The following is a 15632-nucleotide window of genomic DNA, read 5'->3' on the forward strand; positions in this document are numbered from 1 at the left end:
CATGACGCTCACCATCCTCGAAAGCCCCGCCCAGGGGCTCGCCCTGGTCGCGCTCGACGCCCTGCGCGATCAGCTGGCGGGCGAGCCAGGCGGGCAGAACAATGACCCGGCCCTGAACGAGTATCTGGCCCAGGCCACGGCGCTCGTACAGGCCACGCTGGGCCGCCCGGTTCTGGCGGGTCTGTATCGCCAGACCCTGCGCGTCGGGGATGGCGAGCGCAGGCTCTCGCTCGCTTTGACCGCCTCGCCTGTGGTCGAGATCGTCACTGTCACGCAGGACGGTTTCACCCTCGACCCCGGCCCCGAGGGCTGGGAGTGCGGCGCATGGTCCGGCCTGCTCTATCCCTCTCACCTGCAGGGTGCATGGTGGTGGCCTGGGTGCTACCGCGTGACCTATCGGGGCGGCTGGATTGTGCCGGGCATGAAAGACGACCAGGGCGAGCCCCTGGCCCCGACCGTGCCCGCCGATATCCGTGCTGCCACACTCTCGACCGCTCGGGCCCTGTTCTTCACCGCCCAGCGCGGCGACCCGCTCCTGCGTTCCGAGAGCGAGCAAGGCGTGGGCGCAAGCAGCTGGGCCACGCCCGATGCAAGCCTTGGCGGCCTGCCGCCCGATGCGGCGTCCATCCTCGCCCGCTATGCGCAGGCGGGTCTGTCATGAGCGTGGGCGCCAGCCGACGCAGGCGGCAAATCCTGCGTGCCGGGCGTTGCATGGTGCTGAGCCGGGCCGATCTGAGTGAGAGCCTGACTGTTCTGGGTTACGCCCCGCCACCTCAGGCCGCGCAGCTCGCCGAAGGGGCTGGCAAAGCACCGTTCATCGCCCAGATCACCGCCGATGAAACCTCGCGCAGTGGTTATAGGCCCCGCTTGCGAGACACCCTGCGCGATGGGCCGAAAACCTACACCCTGACCGATGCCAGCCCGGTTTACGATCGGGGTACGCTGTGCGGCTGGACCCTGATCGCCTCGGGAGGTTCGTGATGCTGTCCGATACCGTCTGGAACGATGCCTATGCCCGCGCCTCACGGGTGGCGGATCAGCAGTCTCTGCCGCTGGTCGACGTACTGATGCAGTCCGCGGAGGAGCGGCCCGATATCCACTGGCGCATGGAAACACAAACCAGCCGATCCGACAGGCTCGGTCTGGGCGAGTGTGCCATGGAAGAAGAAGGCGAGATCGCGCTGCATCTGACCATGCGTGTGGGCAGGATCTCGACACCTGACGCGCTGACCCTGTGCAAGACGATGAGCACCATGTTTCGCGCGCAAATGCGCGAGGATGCCCCTTGGCCTGATGGGCTCTTTTACGACGGGCAAAGTCTTTATCCGCCCGATCCCGACATAACGGGAAACTGGATCAGCATGAGTCTGATGATCCGCTACCGATACCAGGACTGCCTCGCCGCACCCTGATTATTCTCCGAAAGGTTTGCGATGAAATTCTTTCCCCTCAAGGAGACCGCTGACAACAGCGGTCTTTTCGTGCTGACCGGTGCTGTCTTTGACGCATCCAGCGCGTCGATCGCCCTCGACAAGGTGGCGGCCAATGTCGCAACCGGCCTGCGTGTGGCCGTGTCGCCCTATCGGGCTATGGGCGGCATTCCATCCCCCATCACGCCCTCGCGTGCTGAAGAAGGGGCAAGCTACGAGCTTCTGGTCGAACAGGAGGACGAGCCCGGCACATTCGCGTCTGACGGGCAGTATCTGACAAGTCAAAGCAGTGATGCCGCCCCGCTCGCACTCACCCTGCAGCTTTGCTATGGCCGCCGCGTCGCGCTCATGCGTCATCAGCCTGAAGATCGTCCGGACGCGACGACACCTCTCGAAAAGGCGTCATCGACCAACAATGCTTCGGGATCGACCGGCCCCAGCTCCGTGACCTCGGCGGGCTCCAGTTCGAATTCAGGGGCATCGGCCAACGCGGGCAGTGCCGTCAACTCCGGCGGTTCCTCTGCCACGCCTGCCGTGAAGGGAGCGTGATATGGCCTTTTCAGGTGCAACAGCAGGATTTCAGGCCGGGGTACAGGCCAATGACACCATTCTCGCCTACGCACGCGAGGTCACATATGGGGTAGCGCCGAGTGGCCCCTATCAGCGCCTGCGCCTGACCGGTGAGAGTTTCCGCAGACAGAATACGAGGCAGCGCCCCGAGGAAATCAATCCCAACTGGGAGGCCTCCCAGGCCGTCACGACGCAACAGGCCGTCGGCGGCACATTGTCCGGAGCCCTGTCATGTGGCTCTTATGATGTGCTTTTGGCCTGTGCGTGTTCGGGCACGCAAAACGATCAATCCGTTTCCATCCCCGAGGGCGTGAAGATGGATCTCAGTGCCTTTTCCTGGACGGGCGGCAGGGTGGTCCTCGCAACCACAGGGCAGCAGATCTGGAACGTGCTGCCGTCGGTCGGTTTTGTGCGTCTGCGCTCGCCTGTCGATAAGATCGATGCCATTTTCCCGTATGAGTCGCGCGGCGATTTCCTCGATCCTGCCGATGGGGTTTTTACCACAGGCAGAGGTCTGCTCGATGCCGGGGCCTCTGTGCAATGTCCACGCATCGTCAACGGTGCCACGTTCAACAGCCTCACCTTCATCGAGCAGCTGGGCGATGAGACGCTGGTGCGAACGGGCGGATTTGTAAAGCAGATCCAGATCTCGATTGCCCAGGGCCAGTTTGCGACGTTCTCTGCCGATCTCGATTTTCGCGACGAGCAGCGCGTGACGTCATCGCCTGCGAGTGACCTTCTGCCGCCGACCGACAGTTTCGTCCTCGACCCGGTCAAGGGATGGGGGGCGCTCTGGCTGGACCTCAAACGGGTCACGGCGCCGATCCGTCAGTTTCAGCTGACAATCACGCGCGACGGCGCAGGGCAGGATTTCGCCATGGGCAGCGTGGCAGCTGTCGGGCAGCGGCCCGGCAGTTTCATGGTGTCGGGCCAGATCCAGCTCTTTTTCCGTGACAGCACCGAATACCAGAAATTCCAGGACGACTGGCAGGGAACGGTTCAGGTTCTGCTCAAGGACAAAAAGGGTAATGGCTACGGCCTGACTTTCTATAACGCCTCGCTGCAGAACCCGCAGATCAATGCAGGATCGAAGAACAGCACGATCGTTGCGACCTTCGACATCGAGGGCAACCCGCAACCGGGGGGCGGCACCTTCGCCCTGAGCATTTTCCCGGCCTGATCGCCTGGTCTTCGCTCGCAACATCACAGGCGGTGCCCCCGCTCTGAAACGACCTATCTCAAAAAACAGAAAGACTGACGCAATGGCAAAACTCTCCGCCTTTTCCCGCGATGCTGGCCGTGTGCAGGAGGGCGAAACGATCGAGGTCGGGCCGCCCGGCAACACGTTCCTCATCACCACACGCGGCTTCACGCCGCGTTATCGCGACGCGCTCTATATCCTCAAGAATACGGTGGCGAGCCGTCTCAACCGCGCATTGCAGCCCGGTGCCACGCGCTACACTGCCGAGAGCCTGCCGCCGACCGAAGATGACAGGGCACAGGGTCAGGCCATTGCCGAACATTGCGTGCTTGATGTGGATGGCCTGCAGAATGACGACGGCTCCGAAATCGGAATCGATGCCTTCCGCCAGCTGCTCGCAAGCGGTGAGCATCCGATGCTGATCGCCCTTGCCATATCGGCTGCAGCCAAGGTGGGCGAACAGCGCACCGAAGATCATCGGGACGCGGTGGGAAACTGACAGCGGCGCTGGCTTGGGAACTCGAATACGGCCCATTCACGGGGCCTGACGAGGTGCCAGAGATCCGCGAGGCCATACTCGCCAGCAAGCCTGCCCTCCCACCCTCACTCGAACGCCCATGGCGTGGCTGGCATGATTTGCAACACGATCGTGCCTGGCTCACCGATCTGGTCGGGGCTGCCATGGGCAAGATCCGGGGCGTATCGCGCCCAGGCGGGATCTCCTGGCAGGCGCTGGCACGGTGGTGTGAGGCCAATGCGGTTTCGGAAGACGACCGGCCATGGATCGAGGACCAGATCCGCGCCATGGATAGCGTCTTCATGGCGTATCGAAACCGCAGGATCACCGAGGATATCGAACAGTTCATGAAGGGATGAACTATGGCGAGAGCCGCAACCTTCAGCCGGTCGCTGCGCCTTTTTGTCGATCGCAATCTTTCCCCCGATGCCCTTCGGGCTGAAATGGCAAGACAGGCGATTGCAGCGCGTGACGCGGTGATCGCACGCGGCGAGGCTCCGCCCAGCTGGCGGCGCTATGTGGACGGTAAAGCCGATGCGCCAGAAACAAGCGTGCGACTGGATGGAGCCATTCTCTATCGCTTCAATCTCACGGGCGAGGCGGCAGAGGCTGCGCTCGCTCTGTGCCGGTCGACATCGCCCGTGCGCAGCGGACGCTTTCGCGATGCCTGGGTGCTGATCTGCGATGACAGGCCCTGGAAACAGCCGCTCAAGGATCTGCCAGCTGACAGCACGATCCTGATCGTCAATCCGCTGCCTTATGCCCGCAAGGTCGAGACGGGGGCGCTTGAGCCCCGAATACGGCGCAATCAGATCGAGCGCGTGCGCCAAACCCTCATGCGGCGCTTTCCAACACTCATTTTCGGCAAGATTTTCGTGCGCCTGGGCAGCGGCATCGCACCCTCTGCCCCCTACATCCTGCGCGGCGCCTCGGGCGAGCGCAGGACACGGGCTGGCACGGTCATGACTTATCCGGCGCTGGAAATTCGTCTCAAAAAATAGCGAGAACCCGTTATGACCACGACCCTCTCGGAACTGTATATCGCTTTCGAAAGCAATCTGGCCAAGGCGCGGGACGATGCTGCCTCCCTGCTCACGATTGGGGATGCGGCAGAGGTAGTCGATACCAGATTGACCAGAGTGGGCCGTAACGGCGCTTCGGTAGCGCGGCAATTCGATGAAACAACGCGGGCGTCGGCCAAGCTAAGCAGCGAAATCCGCCAGCGCACGGCCAATATCGAGGCGCTGCAGAAGTCGCTCGCTGCCGGCGAGATCACGCAGGAACAATATGCAGGGTCGCTGGCTGGTATCGCCAAATCAGCCGCAGCCCAGAAAGAGAAATTCGACGCGGCGACGGGAGCCAGCAAGCAACACACTGTTGCTCTGGCCGAGGGCGCAGAAGCCGCCAAATTATCCAGCTACCAGATCGGCATCCTGGCGGGCGAAGCGCATAAATTCGCTGACCAGGTGCTGGCCGGTGGCGGGGCCATGAAGGCCGCGTTTTACCAGGTGCCGAACATGGTCACGGTCATGGGCGGCTTTGGCAAGGCCACGCAGATCGTGACCGGCCTGCTCATGGGCCCTGCCGGTCTGGCGCTCGCAGCCGTCGCTGCCGGTGCGGCCATCTACAAGATGGGCAGCGCCGCCAATACCGAGGAATCGCACCTTGCCGCCCTCGGCCAGACCCTTCGCGCCACGCGCAGCGATTACGCGGCCATGGCGGGCGCTGCCGAGGACGCGGCACGGCGCATCGCTGGCAAGAGCGGCTTGTCACTGACCGATAGCCGCGCCGTCACCACCACCTTTGCCGCCATGCCGTCCACCAGTGGCAGCAGCCTCGATGCGCTGGCCATGACAGCACGTAACCTCGCCACCGTGCTCGGCAAGGACGTGCCGGACGCGGCGAAAGACATGGCCGCTGCCTTCGATGATCCGGCAAAAGCCGCCGAGGATTTCGCGCAGAAAGGCCTGCTCGGTGTCCATGAAGGCCTGGTGCAGCACATACGGGATTTGCAGAACAGCGGCGATCGCATGGGAGCCTGGTCCCTGCTCATGGGGCAGGTCAGCAAGGCCACGGCCAACGCCGCCGATCAGGGCGTGACGCCGCTGCATCGCGCCCTGCACGACATGAGCACGTCCCTGCATGAGGGGCTCGCCCCGCTCGGGCAGTTCGTGGACGGCATCGGCAATGGCATCATGGCCGGTGCGCTCAAGGGCGTGCATGGCATCCAGTATCTGCTCGACAAGGCCAAGGAGGTGCGCGACTGGGAGTGGGCGCAGCTGGACAAGATCCCGGCCGTTCACAATTACCTGCAGCAACGCGAAGTCGCGGCCTCCGATGTCGCAGGGGTGGGCAAGACCATCGACAAGGTGGGGGCCAGTCTCGGCGCAAGCTCGGACGTGCTCGCACTCGCCCATCGCATTCAGCCGATCGAAAGCGTAACGGGCCAGTACGATGCCAGCGGAAAAGTCGTGCAATCCTCTGCCGGTGCGCTGGGCGCGATGCAGATCATGCCGGGCAGCGCCAATGGCAATGATCTGCGCACGACCACGGGCAACGTCACGGCAGGCGTGCAGCTGCTCATGCGGCTCTACGCCAAGTATGACGGCAATCAGGCGCTTGTCGCTATGGCCTATAACTGGGGTGAAGGGAACGTCGATCGGTACCTGTCGGGCAAGATTGCCAGCCCGCCTGCCAGTGTCGCGGCCTATGCCCAGAAGGCCACGGGCGGTGAGGTGTATGGTGCCCAGGCAATCGCATCACGTCAGGGCCGGGTTGATGATCAGCTGCGCGTCAGTGATGGCAGCATGGCGGCGCAGATACGCGAGCATGAGCAGGCCATCACGGCCCTGACCACGGCGCAAAAGGCACTGAATGACCTGCACACCGCAGGCAAGGTGTCGGATGCCGATTATGCCGCGCAGACCGGCGTGCTGACAGACAAGATCAACGTGCAGCGCGGCGTGCTCAACGAATTGCGCGACCCGATCGAGACCATCGCGCATCAGCAAAAGCTGGCAGCGCAAAGCGCCGAGACCTATTCAGCCGCCGAGGCCGCAATGGTGCAGGTACATCAACAGGTGGAAGAAGCGGCGCGGCGCATGGGCCAGGCGCACGCAACGGCCACGCAGCTGGCAGAAGCCGAGGCACGACAGCAGGCCATTCTGACGGGGCAATTCAATCAGTCCGTTGCGGCCATAAACGAGCACACCCAGGCCGAGCAGGATATGCTGGCGGGCTATGATGCCTCGAAAGGCTCGCTGACACAGTACAAACAGGCGATGGAGGCCGCCGAGAAAGTGCGGGCCACCTCGATCGACGGCACGGCCGAACAGGCCCGCCAACTCGATATCCTGACGGGTGCCATGAAATCGGCCACGGCCTCGCAGGTCGATATGGCCAATGCGGGCAAGCTCTACGGGCAATCTCTGGATCTGGAAGTCATCAAGGCGCAGACGGCGGCGATCGGCCAGAACAGCGATGCCGTATCGGTACAGATTGCGGTGATGAAAGAGCGCAACCGCATTCTTGAAGCGGGCGGCGATATCAACTCGAAAACAAGCCAGGCCACTCTCGACAATGTGGCGGCCATCCAGATGGCAACCAACGCTTATCAGCATCAGAAATCGGCGCTCGATGATCTGACAGGGAGCCTGAGCGGCATGTTCGACACGCTGACGAACAGCGTCACGCAGGCCTTTGTGCAGAGCGGAAAAGGCGCGGTCGATTTCGGCTCGGTCCTGTCCGGCCTGCAAACGCAGATTGTCGGGCTGGTGGCCAAGATGGCGCTGATCAACCCGGCCCTGAACGCGCTGGATGGCGGCTCGCGCAATACGATTACGGGTCTGTCTGACACGCTGGCCATGGGCGGCTCGGTCGGCAACAAGGCGGCCAGTGTCTCGATTGCCGGGGCCGGTTCGCCCGCATCGAGCGTGGCGAGTTCGAGCGGCTGGCTTTCGGGGGCCATGAAAACCAAGCTTTTCGGTACAGCCACGATAGGCAACACCCTGGCGGGTGTCGGGGGCGGGTTTGGAATTGGCTCGGCGCTCGGCAATATCGGCGGCGGGACGTATGGCACAATCGGTTCGGGCGTGGGCGCGGCTCTAGGTGCAGGCCTTGGGTCGATCATCCCCGGCGTGGGTACGCTGATCGGCGGCATTGCCGGCGGCGGCCTCGGCGGCCTCTTGGGCGGCCTGTTTGGGCACAAGAAAAACCCCTACACGATCGACCAGGTGGTGATGGAAGGCGACCAGCTGAGCATGGGGCAAAGCTGGAACCAGGCACAAAACGACACTATCACGGCGCAACTCAAGGCCGATATGGCCAGCGTCAACGCCACTATGAAAAGCCTCGGACTGAAGGCTGAAAATCTCTATCTCGGCACGGTACGCGATGACCCGAACAACAAGGACCCGTCGCAACGTTCTGTCAGCCTGACCGATTTGCTGGGCAAGCTGCAGCTGCGCAGCGATGACAGCGCCACATTCAGCCAGGCGCTGTCGCAGGGGATCCCCGCCAGTTTCGATAGCGTGGCTTCATTCCAAAACGCGGTAACGCAGCTGAAAAACATGGCCGACACGGTGGATGCGTTGGGCGTGGCGGTGTCGAAATTCAACAGTGACGGCACCGTGACTGTCTCGGGCTTTACCGAGGCCACGGGCGATCTGCGCACGGCGCTGGATACGATGCTCAACGGCAAGACACTCGCGACAAGCGATCTGCAATCGCAGGTTGCGACCATCACCGAGTTTGTGACGAACACCATGCCCAATCTCATGAAAGCCACGGTGAACGGGCAGCAAAGCTGGGTCGAGCAGATGGAGGCGCTCAAGAAAACCTATGAGGCTGCCGCAACACAGGCGAGCAGCTACGGGCTGGACGGCAACGCGCTGAATGACAAATTCGGCACGCTCTATGAGCAGGGCTATGCGAAGAACATGCAAAGCCTGGCCGAAAGCGCCCAAGCCTTCCGGGTGCGGTATCTCACCGCGACCGGCGATGACCAGGGCGCGGCGCTCATGAGTTTCGATCTGTCTGCAACCCAACAGAAACGCCAGCTTGCCGATAGCTGGCGCGATTTCCTGGGGGATGCCTACAGTTCGAACCAGACCTATCTGCAACAGGCTTCGGATCTGGAAAAGACGCTGGGGGCTGAACGTCTGGCCATCCAGAAGCAATATGCCGACAAGGCGGCAGAGGCGGCGAAACAGGCCGCAGACGCCGCCGCAGCCCAGGCCAAACAGGAGGCCGAGCGGGCGGCTGAACAGGCCAAGCAGCAACGCGATCAGGCGGAAGGCTCGGCGGCCTCGGTGATCAGCAACCTGCTCGACTTTGCCAAGGGGCTGAACCTTTCGGGCTATTCGCCGCTCTCGGCGGAGGCGCAATATCGTGCGGCGAATGACAACTTCACCAGTATCGCCGCGCAAGCCCAGCGTGGCGACTATGAGGCCCTGCAATCGCTGCGCAGCGCGTCCGAGACCTTTCTGGCGCAAAGCCAGAGCTACAATGGGTCAGGGCGTGATTTCGTCTCGGACTATACCCGCGTGCAGCAGTTGCTGCAGTCGATCGGGACCATCAGACCGAACACGATCACTGAATCGGCGCTCAAGGCCATGTTGGCGAGCAACAATCAGACCCTGGCGGAATTGCTGCAGCGTCTGCTTGATACGGCAAACAAGCAGCTGGCCGAGCAGCGCCACCAGGCACAAGGCAAGGCAGCATGAGCGGCGTTCTGTTCCATCTTGTCGAAATCGACATGGAGCGTGCGGTGGATGTCGTATTCTCCCGAGGATACGGCACCAAACCGGCGGGCTGTGTCACTCTGCTTTCGTTCCGGCGTAGCGAAATCGACACGCTGCGCCTGTCCGATGCGGGCTATGTGGATGACTCCGGCCAGTCTTATCCGCCCTTGCTGGCCGATGCCTTCGCCATTGATCGCAGGCTTGATTTATCCCCGGCCTCGCCATCATCACGCGAAAGCTGGGGCGCTGTCTCAATTGCCAATCCTGGGGGCATGTTCGATGCCCTCATACGCGATCGGGTGGCGGATCGTATGCCCATCCGTATTCTGGCAGGGCAAAAGCGCCACGACGCAGCCCGACAGATCGACATTGATCCGGGCCGCGCTGCCCTGACCGCCGTTTTCAGCGGGCTGGGCAGCCCCTGGCAGCCTGATCGGCTGAATGTGCAGATGGCCTTGCGCGAGGTATCCGGCTGGCTGGATGCGACACTCATGCCCGTTGGCAGCTATGCCGGGTCCGGGCGCTTTGGGGGCGATAGCAACGTCAAGGGCCGTTCCCTGCCTCGCTTGCGTGGTACCGCGCTCAACCTGACGCCAGTGCTGATCGACGCCGTCAATCTCGTCTATCAGATCAGCGATGGGCCGGGCGTGGTTTCGGCCCTCTACGAGGGCGGGTTTGCTGGCGGCATCACCTATGGCGGGGCGGTGGATGACCTTTATGCCGCCGCCCCATCGCCCGGCAGCTGGCATATGCAAAGCGGCTCGGGTGGCCTGTTCATCCGGCTGGGCACAAAGCCCGTCTATGCGATCACGGTCGATGCTGCGGGCGATTTCCCATCCGGTGTCGCCCCGCGCACCGTGCTGCCGCTCTTGCGGCAAATGCTGATCGAGGATCTGACCATGCCTGCGCAATGGCTTGCCGGATCATGGGACGATTCACGTCAGGCGGGGTGGTATTGGGATGGCAGCCAGGCCGTGACGGGCCGCCAGGTGGTCAATACCTGGTTATCCGGCCTGGGTATCCGCCTGGTGCCGGGCCATGAGGGCACGCTGTCGCCCATCGCCCTCGGGATGCCATCAACCAGCCCTGACCGTCTCCTGACGAGCGATCATGTTACGGCGCTTTCGGGGCTGGCCCTCGATGACGGTCTGGCGCCTCCACCTTACCGCTGGCGCATCGGCTATGCGCGCAATCAGACAGTGCAGCAGGCGGGCAGCGCGTTGCATCCACGCATAACCGCCGAGCGCCAGAGTTTTGCGCTGCAGGAGGATCGGGTGGCGACATGGTATCTGCCCGCCATCAAGCTGCGATACCGCCAGCCTGGCGACCTGCCCGTGATCCCGACCGCTCTGCTTTATGAGCAGGACGCCCAGGACGTTGCCGACCATCACGGGGCGCTTTGGGCGCGCGAGCGCCATCTATGGGCCGTAACGCTGCCGCGCAGCATCGCGAGAGGGTTTGACCTTGGGCAGGCTGTCGGGCTGGACCTGCCTGCGCCTGGACTGCGCGGCGGCGTAACCGGGCTTGTGATTGGTGAACAGTTCCGATCGGCCGAAGCCACCGTGACCCTGACCATCCTGGTCTAGCGCGGGGCTGTTTCACACTCATCATAGAGATTGAAAGGAACGGCTATGGCCGACCCGTGGTGCTGTGCGCTCGGCGCACAGAACGCGCTGATGGACGCGACCCTGCAGGGAAATGCCCAGGTGCCCGGACTGCCGATCAGCAACCTGCAGACCGACCAGGGGGCACCCTCGACCGCATGGCGGGTGGCCGGGACTGAGGCCTATCTGATCGCCCGTCTGCCCAGACCGGCAACATGTCGGGGCTTCTCGTTCCATCGCACCAACCTGACGGCGCAGGCGCGTTATTCGCTTGTCGCACGGCTGGGCGAGGCACTGGTGGTGGTGACGGGTGGCCAGACAACCGACACCGTGGGCGGGCAATTCCTGGTCGTGTTCCCGAACGAGGTCGCGATTGACCGGCTGGATATCTCGATCAGCGATCCCGGCAACCCTGACGGCTTCCTGTCATTCCCGCTCGCCTATCTCGGCCCCCTCTGGCAGCCGGAACGCAATATGAGCTGGGAGGGAAACGAAAGCCGACAGGCGACGATTGACGAGACCACAAGCCTCTCGGGGGTCGAATATCCAACCCTGCGATATCGCCAGCGCGTGCTGTCCATCGACCATCAATCCCTCGGCGCAGATGAACTGCCCAAGATCCGGGCGATCGAAAGCACGGCGGCGACCGGGCGCAATATCCTGTTCGTGCCCGATCTGTCAGCCGACGACCGAAACAGCGCCATGATTTTCGGACGCCTGACGCCGGGCGATATCAGCTGTCCGGCAGGTGCAGCCGATCGACGGGCCACAACAATGACCATGAAAGAGCGCCTGTGATGCCGAAATTTGCTTCTTTTGTGCTTGAGACTGCCAACAACCCAGGCACGGGCGCTTTCGCCCTGAGTGGTGCGCCGCCCGGTCGGCGCGGCTGGAGCGGGGTTTTTGAGGATGGCGAGGTTTACTACTTCGCCGATGACGGCACGCAGGCTGAATGGGGAATTGGCAGACTGACCCACGGGCGGCCCGCCACGATTTCGCGCGATCGCGTGATTGGCACAACGCTCGATCGAGCCGATCGCCTGAATTTCACGGGGCTGGTCTATGTCTATTCCGAGCGGCCTGCCGAGGTCGTGCCGCCACCTGTGACGCAAGGCATCAAGGTGGTGTCAGACCTGAGCTGGACCAATGGCCTGCAGACCCTCGGCACGGTCGATGTGACCGTGAGCGGTACGACATTGCGGGCGGATTTCGCCGCAACGCTACAAGTCCAGGCGGCATACACGCCCGCCGATTCATGGCAGGCCGTCCGCACGGTTATCAATATCTGGACGGTGGACGCACAAGGGGGCAACCCGGTGCAGCCCATCGCCGCAGCGGGTGCCAATACCCGGATAGATCGCCTTTACGCGCAGACAATTACGGCACGCACTATGGCGACAGGCCTCACGCCTGGTTCGACGCTGCGCCTCGGCGTGAGTGTGCAGGTTTTGACGGGCAGCCAGGGCGCAACAGCCCTGCCGATGACGCTCCATGATGCCGCCATCACCTGGCTGTCAGTCTGACCCTTTCAAGGAAAGCGAAAATGAGAGCGCAGGAAATCTGCCTCGGGTGCGGGCTTGCCTTATGGGCGTGTCTGCTTCTGGCCCTGCCGCCGGTCGATCGGGGATGGCCGGGGCTTGGGCAACTGCTCGCCATTCTGCCCCGCGCCGATGACCCGGCAATGATTTACGCCATCGCGGCATGGCTTACGGGCGGGATACAGATCATCGGGGCGATATGTGATCGGCAGGTCTTGCGGCGGGCCGCTGCCATCGCCGCGTTTACCGCCTGGGCGTTCATCGCCTGTGGCCTGATCGGCCATACCGCGCTTGTTCCGGCGATTGCCGCCTATGCCGCATTGGCCCTGCTCAATATCCGGGCGGCGCTGGGAAGGATGGACAATGCCTGACAACCTTACCCCGCAACCCTGGTGGGTGGCGGTCATCGGCGGTCTGCTTTTCACCATCCGGTGGTTGATCGGCTTCGGGGCATCGAGCGCGAAAGCCACCATTGAATCGCAGCGTCAGGATCTGGACCGGCTGAACGCCCGCGTGGACAAGCTGGAGGAACGCGAGGAAGAAAACCTCTCTCTGATCGAGGAATTACGGGCGCAGAACACTATCTTGCGCGAGGCGCTGGGCCGGGCAGGCATCGCATTGCCCGAGAACGCTGAATGCCTCGACCAGATCACCAATTGGAAAATGCTAGGCGCGGGCACGAGAGAGATACCTAAAATATAGCCAGCGCCAGGCAAGACATACCGCCTTAAAACGCAGACCTCACCGCCGATAACTCAGTAAGGCTGATCGGATTTTGCTAGCCGTCATGAGATTATGACGGCCGTCATAGGTAGCCAGATCGTCATTCCAAGCGCCAAATTTGGACACGATGAGTATCTGCCCTGCGCTCCATCGACTCACAAGCCGCCAATCGGATGGAACGGGTATTTCGTCACCAGCCTCATCGTGCCCAATGTTACCTACCTCAACAGGCCATCTGTCGTGGTAAGATCCATCCGGCAGCAACAGTAATTCTTGGCTCATTTCGGTCGCAGGCGTCTTACTATTTGTCTCAACCGGAGCGATCTGCTCCAGGCTTATCAAGAAGAATGAGTCCAAAGGACTATCTGAAACATACTCGAATTTGATCGTTTCAGGTTTCAATACCTGCCCGAGTCCGCCACCCGACAAGTAAAGAAGTCCTTGCTCGCTAGCTTTTTCAACACCGTCAATATCGAGCCCCCCACCTGTTGGGAGGAATGCGTGATTTATACCCTCGCCGACGAACGGCTTCAGGACATGAATGGCGTGGTCGAGTCCATCGATGAAGGTAGTCTCCTTGACGGAAGGACCAAAGGCCTGCGAGATGGCTTGGACCCAACGATCTGCGCCAGATTTTCTGTAACTGATAAGATCCTGCATTAGCCGCACCTTGTCCCTGAATATGCACCTTGTTGCGCAAGCAAACGGCTCGGGCCAGTAAACGCCATCAGCGCGCTTACTGCGGCCGGAAACTGACAATCCGCTCCTCTGACATCGTTCACCTTATATCAATTGCGCCATCGGCGGAGTCAAAATCTCCAACACATTGGCAGCTGACCTGACTGGTTCCACTTGCGTTGGTCATTGAGCATGTTCAGCTGCTTGAACTTTATTTGAATTGTCTGCTTCGATGCAGCGAAATAGTCCGATAGATACGCAAGGAGTTTTTCATAAGGCATATAATTACAAGGCTGGTCGTCGACGAATATGTAACCATGCCCCCTATCTCGGATATCGAGAAGTTTGCGAAATTGCTCAGTCATATTTTTAAAACAATAATCAGGTAAAATGAGTTCCGATGAAAAAATGTTTGCCTGACATTCCAATCGGTCTAAATTAAAATCTCCTCTTTCTTCTTCATTTATGAAAAAATCACGCTCGATGGTGTTTTCAGAATAGAAGTACCTATGATGTTTCAGGCAGAAATGCCCTATCTCGTGAGCTATCGTAAAGCGTTCACGGCTCCTGTTCCCGTGGTCGTTGATAGAAATCACCTTTCTCTGGAAATGGGCAGATCCGAGAATCAGCTTCCCATCCGTGTCGTGAAACTCCTGATTGGAATATTGAAGGTCTATAGAGAGCGCCGAGCAGATATGTCCCAAATCTACCGGCCCCTCCCTGTAATCGACAAGTTTCAGTGTTTCTTGGGCAGAACTCTTTATGGCCGCCAGAGGCAAGAATGGTATGGCCGACGGGCTTTCCTCGACGTCGCCTGCAAGTTCCGGGTGAAGGCTACTTAGAAACCGACCAATGCTGCTGAAAAACTTTTCGTCATCATAGGCAGAAAATTTCAGGGATTTTGGCGCCAATTGGCTCTGGAAGAGCTGGGATTCGACAAACCGAGTTTCAATGTATGGTCGCACCTTACGGTCCGCGATGATGTCGAGACCGTCCCTGTCGTATTTTACGATACCGAATCCTCTTCTCCGCGCGACTTTTTCAGCTCCGGATTGCAGTCGCGAAGACACAACCATCACGCCTTTTGCTGAATGAGGAAATATACGGCCTAGTTTCGCTGAGAAGTCGTTGACGCACGTCTCGGGCACAGCGTCAGAGTAGTTTTTACACTCGAAAACGACACGAAGATGAGGAGAGGGGCGTCCGTTGCCGTAGATCTCCAATACTATGTCGAACTCAACATCTGCCTCGCGCTCTTTACAATAATATTTTTTCTTTTTGAAGATCCTACAGTTGTTCGGAGAATGGATCCCATATACCAAGTCGCCCCTAGCCTGCTGGTCGAGGAGATACTGATAGAATGCTTCTTCGAGCTCATTGCCCTTGTTCGACGTATCCATGACCCTGCCTTGAAAAAAGAGGCAACCAAGGGTGTCTTCCTAGTCGCTATCATGCCCGGCGAGAGCAATTCTATCACGTAGTGTCGTAAATCGGGCAACAGCGCATTTAGTGTAGCAAGTCGGCTCGATATCGTAGTTAACTGCCTCCCACGTCAGAATTACGTTCGACGCGCAAATGGTAAACGCTTTCAACTGTCTGATCATCGCAAGATCTGATCGTCTGCAACGGT

At 60.8% G+C, this 15632-nt stretch carries 16 protein-coding genes; 14 read left to right on the forward strand and 2 right to left on the reverse strand.

Going from position 1 to position 15632, the window contains the following annotated elements; all coding sequences use genetic code 11:
- The first annotated feature begins 1 nt into the window (after position 1).
- From P5689_RS12860 to P5689_RS12925, 14 genes are all read left to right on the forward strand, one after another.
- Positions 2-661, forward strand: coding sequence for a hypothetical protein (locus P5689_RS12860; protein WP_285533444.1), 660 nt, complete (start codon positions 2-4; stop codon positions 659-661).
- Positions 658-981: a hypothetical protein gene (locus P5689_RS12865; RefSeq protein ID WP_285533446.1), complete on the forward strand. Its 324-nt coding sequence runs from the start codon at positions 658-660 to the stop codon at positions 979-981. Before P5689_RS12860 ends, P5689_RS12865 begins: the two co-directional genes overlap by 4 nt.
- Positions 981-1412, forward strand: coding sequence for a hypothetical protein (locus P5689_RS12870; protein WP_285533447.1), 432 nt, complete (start codon positions 981-983; stop codon positions 1410-1412). The genes P5689_RS12865 and P5689_RS12870 overlap by 1 nt, the downstream gene beginning before the upstream one ends.
- A 21-nt stretch (positions 1413-1433) precedes the next feature.
- Positions 1434-1979, forward strand: a complete 546-nt coding sequence (locus tag P5689_RS12875; RefSeq protein WP_285533448.1) for a hypothetical protein — start codon at positions 1434-1436, stop codon at positions 1977-1979.
- A gap of 1 nt (position 1980) precedes the next feature.
- Positions 1981-3180 (forward strand): phage tail tube protein, encoded by a 1200-nt coding sequence (locus P5689_RS12880; RefSeq protein WP_285533449.1) that lies wholly within the window; start codon positions 1981-1983, stop codon positions 3178-3180.
- Positions 3181-3262: 82 nt separating this feature from the next.
- Positions 3263-3700 (forward strand): hypothetical protein, encoded by a 438-nt coding sequence (locus P5689_RS12885; protein WP_051757672.1) that lies wholly within the window; start codon positions 3263-3265, stop codon positions 3698-3700.
- 53 nt (positions 3701-3753) lie between these two features.
- Positions 3754-4077 carry a hypothetical protein gene (locus P5689_RS12890; RefSeq protein WP_285532736.1) on the forward strand — a complete coding sequence of 108 codons (324 nt, stop codon included), beginning with the start codon at positions 3754-3756 and terminating at the stop codon, positions 4075-4077.
- Between the two features lie 3 nt (positions 4078-4080).
- Complete coding sequence (locus P5689_RS12895) at positions 4081-4719, forward strand: hypothetical protein (protein ID WP_285533450.1); 639 nt, start codon at positions 4081-4083, stop codon at positions 4717-4719.
- A 12-nt stretch (positions 4720-4731) separates the two neighbouring features.
- Positions 4732-9441, forward strand: a complete 4710-nt coding sequence (locus P5689_RS12900) for a phage tail length tape measure family protein (RefSeq protein WP_285533451.1) — start codon at positions 4732-4734, stop codon at positions 9439-9441.
- The gene (locus P5689_RS12905) at positions 9438-11045 is read left to right on the forward strand and encodes a hypothetical protein (RefSeq protein ID WP_285533453.1); all 1608 of its coding nucleotides are present in this window, start codon (positions 9438-9440) and stop codon (positions 11043-11045) included. The genes P5689_RS12900 and P5689_RS12905 overlap by 4 nt, the downstream gene beginning before the upstream one ends.
- 45 nt (positions 11046-11090) lie before the next feature.
- On the forward strand, positions 11091-11861 hold the full coding sequence (locus P5689_RS12910; protein ID WP_285533455.1) for a hypothetical protein: 771 nt from the start codon (positions 11091-11093) through the stop codon (positions 11859-11861).
- Complete coding sequence (locus P5689_RS12915) at positions 11861-12586, forward strand: hypothetical protein (RefSeq protein ID WP_285533456.1); 726 nt, start codon at positions 11861-11863, stop codon at positions 12584-12586. Before P5689_RS12910 ends, P5689_RS12915 begins: the two co-directional genes overlap by 1 nt.
- Before the next feature lie 20 nt (positions 12587-12606).
- Complete coding sequence (locus P5689_RS12920) at positions 12607-12972, forward strand: hypothetical protein (RefSeq protein ID WP_285533457.1); 366 nt, start codon at positions 12607-12609, stop codon at positions 12970-12972.
- Positions 12965-13303 carry a hypothetical protein gene (locus P5689_RS12925; protein WP_285533458.1) on the forward strand — a complete coding sequence of 113 codons (339 nt, stop codon included), beginning with the start codon at positions 12965-12967 and terminating at the stop codon, positions 13301-13303. Before P5689_RS12920 ends, P5689_RS12925 begins: the two co-directional genes overlap by 8 nt.
- Positions 13304-13342: 39 nt before the next feature.
- On the opposite strand, the gene P5689_RS12930 is transcribed toward P5689_RS12925, so the two are convergent.
- Both P5689_RS12930 and P5689_RS12935 read right to left on the reverse strand, forming a co-directional pair.
- Positions 13343-13984 carry a hypothetical protein gene (locus P5689_RS12930; protein WP_285533460.1) on the reverse strand — a complete coding sequence of 214 codons (642 nt, stop codon included), beginning with the start codon at positions 13982-13984 and terminating at the stop codon, positions 13343-13345.
- A gap of 149 nt (positions 13985-14133) precedes the next feature.
- Complete coding sequence (locus P5689_RS12935; RefSeq protein WP_285533461.1) at positions 14134-15402, reverse strand: ImmA/IrrE family metallo-endopeptidase; 1269 nt, start codon at positions 15400-15402, stop codon at positions 14134-14136.
- Between the last annotated feature and the right edge of the window lie 230 nt (positions 15403-15632).

The organism is Asaia sp. HumB (assembly GCF_030263835.1).
GTDB lineage: Bacteria > Pseudomonadota > Alphaproteobacteria > Acetobacterales > Acetobacteraceae > Asaia > Asaia bogorensis.